The 7,291-nt window shown below is 64.9% G+C and carries 6 protein-coding genes and 1 pseudogene; 4 read left to right on the top strand and 3 right to left on the bottom strand.

The window, feature by feature from the left end:
• A pseudogene (locus RMO04_RS19780) lies at positions 1-722 on the bottom strand (carbamoyl phosphate synthase large subunit); the annotation flags it as partial.
• A gap of 194 nt (positions 723-916) precedes the next feature.
• On the bottom strand, positions 917-1,123 hold the full coding sequence (locus RMO04_RS19775; protein WP_056732141.1) for a cold-shock protein: 207 nt from the start codon (positions 1,121-1,123) through the stop codon (positions 917-919).
• Between the two features lie 651 nt (positions 1,124-1,774).
• On the opposite strand from RMO04_RS19775, the gene RMO04_RS19770 reads away from it, so the two are divergent.
• The 4 genes from RMO04_RS19770 to RMO04_RS19755 all read left to right on the top strand — a co-directional run bounded on the left by RMO04_RS19770 (position 1,775) and on the right by RMO04_RS19755 (position 6,934).
• Positions 1,775-4,837: a TonB-dependent receptor domain-containing protein gene (locus tag RMO04_RS19770; RefSeq protein ID WP_309646484.1), complete on the top strand. Its 3,063-nt coding sequence runs from the start codon at positions 1,775-1,777 to the stop codon at positions 4,835-4,837.
• A gap of 132 nt (positions 4,838-4,969) precedes the next feature.
• A complete protein-coding gene (locus tag RMO04_RS19765; protein WP_309646483.1) occupies positions 4,970-5,524 on the top strand; it encodes a sigma-70 family RNA polymerase sigma factor in 555 nt (184 codons plus the stop codon).
• On the top strand, positions 5,521-6,246 hold the full coding sequence (locus RMO04_RS19760; protein WP_309646482.1) for an anti-sigma factor domain-containing protein: 726 nt from the start codon (positions 5,521-5,523) through the stop codon (positions 6,244-6,246). Before RMO04_RS19765 ends, RMO04_RS19760 begins: the two co-directional genes overlap by 4 nt.
• Positions 6,247-6,442: 196 nt before the next feature.
• Positions 6,443-6,934, top strand: coding sequence for a fasciclin domain-containing protein (locus tag RMO04_RS19755; protein WP_309646481.1), 492 nt, complete (start codon positions 6,443-6,445; stop codon positions 6,932-6,934).
• A gap of 101 nt (positions 6,935-7,035) precedes the next feature.
• Here the strand turns inward: RMO04_RS19755 and RMO04_RS19750 are convergent.
• Positions 7,036-7,291, bottom strand: a 256-nt coding sequence (locus RMO04_RS19750) for a glutamine amidotransferase-related protein (protein WP_405041522.1), incomplete at its 5' end; no start/stop codon positions are given.

Below are 7,291 nucleotides of genomic sequence, written 5' to 3'. Positions count from 1 at the left end.
CCCATCGGGTCGATGTTCTCGATGGAGCAGACGATGATGCAGTTGTCCGCCTTGTCGCGGACGACCTCCATCTCGTACTCCTTCCAGCCCAGCACGCTCTCTTCGATGAGCACCTCGGTGGTGGGCGAGAGGTCCAGGCCGCGCTCCACGATCTCGCGGAACTCCTCGACATTGTAGGCGATGCCGCCGCCGGTGCCGGCGAGCGTGAAGGACGGCCGGATGATGGCCGGCAGCCCCACGAACTCCAGGCCCTCCAGGGCCTCTTCCATGGAGTGGGCGGCCTTGGACTTGGGGCTCTCGAGACCCAGCTTGTCCATGGCGTCGCGGAATTTCTGACGGTCCTCGGCCTTGTCGATGACGTCGGCCTTGGCCCCGATCATCTCGACCCCGTACTTGGCGAGCACGCCGCTGGCCTCCAGGGCGAGCGCCGTGTTCAGCGCGGTCTGGCCGCCCATGGTGGGCAGCAGGGCGTCGGGGCGTTCCTTGGCGATGATCTTCTCGACCATCTCGGGCGTGATCGGCTCGACATAGGTGGCGTCGGCCACGTCGGGATCGGTCATGATCGTGGCCGGGTTCGAATTGACCAGCACGATGCGGTAGCCCTCGGCGCGCAGCGCCTTGCAGGCCTGGACCCCCGAATAGTCGAACTCGCAGGCCTGGCCGATGACGATCGGGCCGGCGCCGATGATGAGGATCGACGAGATGTCGGTGCGTTTGGGCATGTCTACTCGCGCGCAAGGGCGGCCGCGGCTCTGAAAGCGCGCCCGGTCCCGGTCAAACTGCAGGTTAAGGGGGCCGTTTAGAGAGGGAGTCGCCTGGGCGCAAGCGGCGGTTTGACCCAACGAAAATGGGCCGGCGTTTCCGCCGGCCCATCGTCGTTCTGGCAGAGGGGCCACTAGGGCCCTCTTGCGGTCGCCTAGACCTGGAGGTTGCCGGCGGACATCTTGCCGCTGCGACGATCCTGTTCCAGTTCGTAGGTGACCTTCTGGCCTTCGTTCAGGCTACGCAGGCCTGCGCGCTCGACGGCCGAAATGTGCACGAAGACGTCAGCGCCGCCGTCGTCGGGTTGGATGAAGCCGTAGCCCTTGGTTCCGTTGAACCATTTCACAGTGCCGGTAGCCATAGAGATATACGTCCTTGATGGATATGCCCGCGGCCCAAGCGGTTTGAGCAACGGATCAAAGGTCTCGAAGGATCGGGGAGCAGGTCCGGAATCCCATGCGGGATAAGGAAATTCAGCCGAACCGTACGAGTTTGACCTGCGAACCGTAGCGCGGTTCCATCCACCCCGCAAGATGATCCGCCGAACACTGGTCTTGGCTGCGTGACGACTTGGAATTTGGCGGCGAAAGGCGGCTGTCTGCAAGACTAGATGGCCTCACCGATGGACGTTGCGGCCTTTGCCCTACAGGCCTGCGAAGGTTTTGCGACCCGACGTTATGCACGAGTTACTTGAGTTCGGTCTGGAGACCTGAAAATCGATGCTTTGGCTGTTCCTAGGTTCGGCCGTGTCGACCGCCAGCGCGGAGCCTTCAATTTCGTCGGTTCCGCTGCCGCCAGTGGTCCTGGCGACCACGCCGCGCGGCGGCCCAACGGTCGACGGCTGAAGTCCCAGTGGCGACAGCCGGAACGCCAGGTTGTGTTGAATTTGTAACAGTTACCGATTTGTGACGGACCCCCGGAACATTCGGCGCCGCCCGCGCGTCGTCGCTGCGAGGTGGGTGCATGTCGGAAACGGCGGTTCGAGACCCCCTTCGTAAATTTTGGGGATTTCATGACCAACAAGTCCAAGTTGCTTGCCAGTTCCTTGCTGCCCAGTGCGGCGCTGGCGTTGCTTTGCGCCCAACCGGCGCTCGCCCAGACCGCCTCTCGCGTCGATCAGGTGGCTGTCGAAGAACTCGTTGTCACCGGAACGCGGCTGCGCCTGCAGGACTACGACGCGCCCAACCCGGCCACGACCCTGGGTTCGCAAGCCCTGGAACTCTCCGGCACCACCAATGTCGCGGAGTTCCTCACCGACATTCCGGCGCTGACGGCGTCTCAGGACCTCTCGGACGGCGCCGACACGTCGAGCCCCGATAGCGCGGGCCTCAACCTGCTCAACCTCCGCAACCTGGGGACCGTGCGCACGCTGGTGCTGGTCGACGGCCGCCGCCATGTGGGTAGTGATCCGGGCACGGCCTCGGTCGATGTGAACGCCATTCCCGTCGCGATGATCGACCGCGTCGAGATCCTCACCGGCGGGGCCTCGGCGGTCTATGGCGCGGACGGCGTCTCCGGCGTGGTCAACTTCATCCTGAAGAAGGACTTCGAAGGCGTGGACATGCGCGCCCAGACGGGCTGGACGGAGGATGGCGGCGGGTCCAGCCAGTTCGTCAGCGCCCTGGTCGGCCGCAACTTCGCCAGCGACCGGGGCAACTTCATGTTTGGCCTGGAGTACGCCAAGGACGACCCGGTCAAGTTCAACCAGCGGCGCTACTCCCGGGCCGGGCAGCGCGGGATCCTGATCAGCAATCCGGACGATCCGGGCACCTTCAACGCCGACGCCGACGATCCGAACATCTTCGACAACATCCTGGCGCGCGACGTCCGCTACATCGACACCTCGCCGGGCGGCTCGGTCTACACCAACTTCAGCACCGCCCCGACCACCGCGGGCGTCAGCTTCCTCGGCGACGGCCAGCCGTTTATCGAAGGCCGGTACGCCGGCGGCTTCTTCATGATCGGCGGTTCGGGCTCTCGGCTCGACGACTTTAACGACGATCTGCTGCCGGGCCTGGAGCGCATCACGCTCAGCAGCCGCGCCAGCTTCGAGTTGAACGACAACCACCGGCTGTTCGGCGAATTCAAGTTCACCACCAGCGATACCGAGTTCGAGGCCCAGCCGAGCTACGACTACGGCCTGTTCATCTCGGACGAGAACCCGTTCCTGCCGGCCAACGTCCTGGCCGACGCCCGCACGCCGGGCGGTCTCGCCACTCCGGATGGGGCGGCCGCCTTCGGCCTGCCGACTGGCGTCCTGGTGGCGCGCGACAACTTCGACCTTGGCAAGCAGCGCTACGAGATCGAACGCCAGACCTTCCGTGTCGTTGGCGGGATCGAAGGGGATGTCTCGGAGAACATCCGCTACGAGGCGTCCTATGTCTTCGGCCGGGCCAAGCAGTCTTCGCTGGCCGCCAATGTCCGCCTGAACGACCGCTACTACGCGGCGACCGACGTGGTGATCAATCCGGCCACCGGCCAGCCCGTCTGCCGCTCGAACCTCACGCCCGGCGCCGTGCCGATCGGCGACGTCTTCGGCCAGTTCGCGTTTCCATCCGACGCGTTTGGCAAGGGCACCTTCACGCCTGGCCCCAACTCTGGCTGCCTGCCGCTTAACATCTTTGGAGAGGGCAGGAACTCCGCCGAGGCGGTCGCATGGATCAACGGCGAGTCCGAACAGAACGCCACGATCGACCAGCATGTACTGAATGGTTTCGTCACCGGGGACACCACGGGCCTGTTCGAACTCCCGGCGGGTCCGATCTCGTTCGTGGCGGGCCTGGAGTATCGCAAGGAGAAGAGCGACTTCCGACCCTCGCCGCTCGCCGTGCTGGGCGAGACACTGGAGTATCCGATCTCTGGCGTCGGCCGCGGCGTGCGCACCAAGGGCGAGTTCGACGTGAAGGAGGCGTTCGGCGAGATTTCGGTGCCGCTGCTGCGCGATGTCCAGTTCGCCAAGGAACTGACCCTGAGCGGCGCGTATCGCTATTCCGACTATTCGACCAGCGGCGGGACCAGCACCTGGAACATCAACGGCCGCTGGCGGCCGGTGCAGGACATCATGTTCCGCGCCACCAAGGCCAAGGCCGTCCGGGCGCCGAACATCGTCAACCTGTTCCGCGGCAACGAGCAGACCTTCGGCACCTTCTCAGACCCGTGCTCGGTCGAGAATCTCGGACAGGGTGAGAACCCCACCCTGCGTCGCCAGAACTGCGCCACGACCCTGACCGCGCTAGGCGTCGATCCCAGCACCTTCATCAACAATAGTTCCGAAGCGGTTGGCGGCTTCATCGCCGGCAATCCGGACCTCGCGCCGGAGGAGGCGGACACCTTCACGGTGGGGCTTGTCTTCACCCCGCGCTTCCTGAGCGGTTTCTCGTTCTCGATCGACTACTACGACATCGAGATCACGGACGCGATCCAGTCCTATGAATCCCAGACCATCGTAAACAACTGCTACGACCTGCCTCAGCCGAACGAGTTCTGCGATCTGGTCCAACGCACCGCCGGCGGGTTCAATCCGGGTCGGCTGACGTCGTTCCAGCAGGTGCCAGGAAACATTGCCTCCTATCAAACGGCCGGCTACGACTTCACCGCTCGCTATCAGCTAGATCCGACCGAATTCGGGATCCAGCGCAACATCGGCACCTTCGACTTCTCCGTGGTCGGTAACAAGCTGGACAAGTTGGTGTTCGTCGAAACCTCCGGCGCGGAGCCGGACGACGATCTGGGCGAGCTCGAGGCGCCGGAGTGGCAGGTCAACCTCGACGTGACCTGGAAGTGGAATGATCTCTTGGTCAACTATGGCCTGAACTACTTCGACAAGACCCTGAGGTATACGCAGGCGACGCTTGAGAACGAACCCGACTATGTCGATCCTCGCTACATAAGGTACGACGCGCGGATGACCCATGACATCCAGGTCCGCTACGCCGTCAACGACGCCTGGAGCGTCTATGGCGGGATCAACAACTTCACCAATCAGGAACCTGAGCCGGACGACTACACCTATCCGGTCTCTCCGTTGGGCCGCCTTTTCTATGTGGGCGTCCGCGCGACACTGGGCGGCTCCTGAGAATCAGGTCGGAGCGCCTTCGGGCGCTCCGAACTGCGGCGTCTTGAACACCCGACCGCTATTTCGGGGTTGCCTTGGCGCCCTGGCGTGGGGCAGCTTCGCGGTCCGTAAAACGGCCTGCGATCCCCCAGTTTGAACGCGCAAACCTCAATCGATCCGCTCGCCGAACTGTTGCCGCGCATCGCGTCCGGCGATCGAGCGGCCCTGCGACAACTTTACCAGGCCACCTCAGCGAAGCTTTTCGGCGTCTGTCTCCGTATCCTCTCCGACAGAGATGAGAGCGAAGACGTGTTGCAAGAGGTTTACCTGACGATCTGGAGACGAGCCGACCGCTTCGAGGCGGGCCGGGCCAGCGTCATGACGTGGATCTCGACCATCGCGCGCAACCGCGCCATCGACCGGCTGCGGGCCCGCGGGCCGTTGGCCTATGCCGAGCAGGTCGACGAGCTGGAGATCGACGACGGCAAGCCCAGCGCCGAGACCCTGCTGGCCGCGGCTCAGGACGGACAGGCCTTGGGGCGCTGCCTGTCGGAGTTGGATGATCGCACCCAGAAGGTGATCCGCACGGCCTTTTATGAAGGCGTCACCTACAAGGCCCTGGCCCAGCGCATGGATACGCCGCTGGGCACCGTGAAGAGCTGGATCCGTCGTGGCCTGCTGAAGCTCAAGGGGTGCCTGGAGCGATGAGCGACATCGGACCCGAACTGCCGGACGACGAAGCCTTCGCCGCCGAACACGCCCTGGGCGTGCTGAACGCCCGCGAGCGGGCGACCGCCGAGACGCGCATGGTCCGCGAACCAGCTTTCGCCGCCGACGTCGAGGCGTGGCGCGAGCGTCTTGCCCCGATGCTGGACGGGGTGGCGTCTGTGGAGCCGTCCGCAGGTGTGTGGCCCCGGATCGAGCGGGCCCTGCCGGCGAATGACAACGACACCGGCCTGCTGAAGCGCCTGGCGATCTGGCGCGGGACGGCCATGGGCTCAATGGGCCTGGCCGCGGCCAGCATCGCCGCGGCGGCCATGTTGGCCAACCAGCCGCCCGTCGTGATCCGAACCGCCCCGCCGCCGATGGCGCCGATGCTGAACGCCCGCCTGGCGTCCGACGGCGGCCAGCCGCTGTTCCTGGCGGCCTACGATCCGGAGCGGAAGTCGGTGTTGGTGGCCTCGTTGGTTCCGCCGGGCGCCGACCCGAACCACAGCCACGAACTGTGGCTGATCCCGGCCGACGGCAAGCCGCGCTCGCTGGGGCTGGTGGAGCCCGGCGCGTCGAAGTCGATGCCGATGAGCCCCGACATGATGCCCATGATCACCGAGGGCGCGAAGCTGGCGGTTTCGGTCGAACCTTTGGGCGGCTCCAAGCAGGTGGGTCCTTCGGGACCCGTCGCGGCGATCGGCGAACTCGCCAAGATATGATCTCGGCGAGTGCCGTGAAAAATATCGCCGGCATGCATCTATAGTCGAAGCTCACCCGTATCCTAGGTGTCGCCGAGTTCGCGACCGAAATTCTAGGAAAAACTCGATGTCAAACAAGTTCATCTCGGCGCTTGGCGCCGGTGTTGCTGTCGCGTGTCTGCTGACGGGCGCGGCGTCTGCTCAAATGACGGGTGGCATGGCCGCCGAGAAAACGGTCATGGTCGGTGGCGCCGCCATGTATCCGTCGAAGAATATTGTCGAGAACGCCGTCAACTCGAAGGACCACACCACGCTGGTGACGGCCGTCAAGGCCGCAGGCCTGGTCGATACCCTGTCGAGCGCAGGTCCGTTCACGGTGTTCGCCCCCACCAACGCCGCCTTCGGCAAGTTGCCGGCCGGCACCGTCGAGACCCTGGTCAAGCCTGAGAGCAAGGCGACCCTGACCAAGGTCCTGACCTACCACGTCGTGCCCGGCCGCCTGTCGGGCGCCGATCTGTCGGCCAAGGTAAAGGCCGGCGGCGGCAAGGCCATGCTGAAGACCGTCGAGGGCGAAAGCCTGACGGTCATGGCGATGGGCGGCGGCCTGGTGGTCCATGACGCCAAGGGCGGGACCTCGAAGGTCACCATCGCCGACGTCAACCAGTCGAACGGCGTGATCCACGTCGTCGACACGGTGCTGATGCCCTAGGCGCCGCACCCGCGCGCGTCGGGGCCGATCTCCCTGGCCTCGACATATCGCCGAAGCCCTCCCGTCGCCGCCCCGCGGCGGGAGGGTTTTGTCGTTCTGAGCTAGCGAGCCGCATCCATGAAGCCCGCGAAACGCTCGAACAGGTAGAGCGAGTCCGTCGGACCAGGTGAGGCCTCAGGATGGTGCTGCACCGAAAAGACCGGACGGTGCTTCAGGGCGATGCCGGCGTTTGTGCCGTCGAACAGCGAGACGTGGGTCTCCACCACCGGGCTCGGCAGGCTGTCGCGGTCCACTGTGAAGCCGTGGTTCATGGACACGATCTCGACCTTGCCAGTGGTCAGGTCCTTGACCGGATGG

The organism is Phenylobacterium sp. (assembly GCF_031412415.1).
Lineage (GTDB): Bacteria > Pseudomonadota > Alphaproteobacteria > Caulobacterales > Caulobacteraceae > Phenylobacterium.
This window is presented reverse-complemented; position numbering and strand designations above follow the sequence as displayed.

What these genes read in the sequence shown, in the direction of transcription:
- RMO04_RS19760 (WP_309646482.1), top strand. Translation starts at nt 5,521, where the DNA reads ATGAGCGACATCGGACCCGAACTGCCGGACGACGAAGCCTTCGCCGCC.
- RMO04_RS19775 (WP_056732141.1), bottom strand. Translation starts at nt 1,123, where the DNA reads ATGGCTACCGGCACTGTGAAATGGTTCAACGGAACCAAGGGCTACGGC.
- RMO04_RS19770 (WP_309646484.1), top strand. Translation starts at nt 1,775, where the DNA reads ATGACCAACAAGTCCAAGTTGCTTGCCAGTTCCTTGCTGCCCAGTGCG.
- RMO04_RS19755 (WP_309646481.1), top strand. Translation starts at nt 6,443, where the DNA reads ATGGCCGCCGAGAAAACGGTCATGGTCGGTGGCGCCGCCATGTATCCG.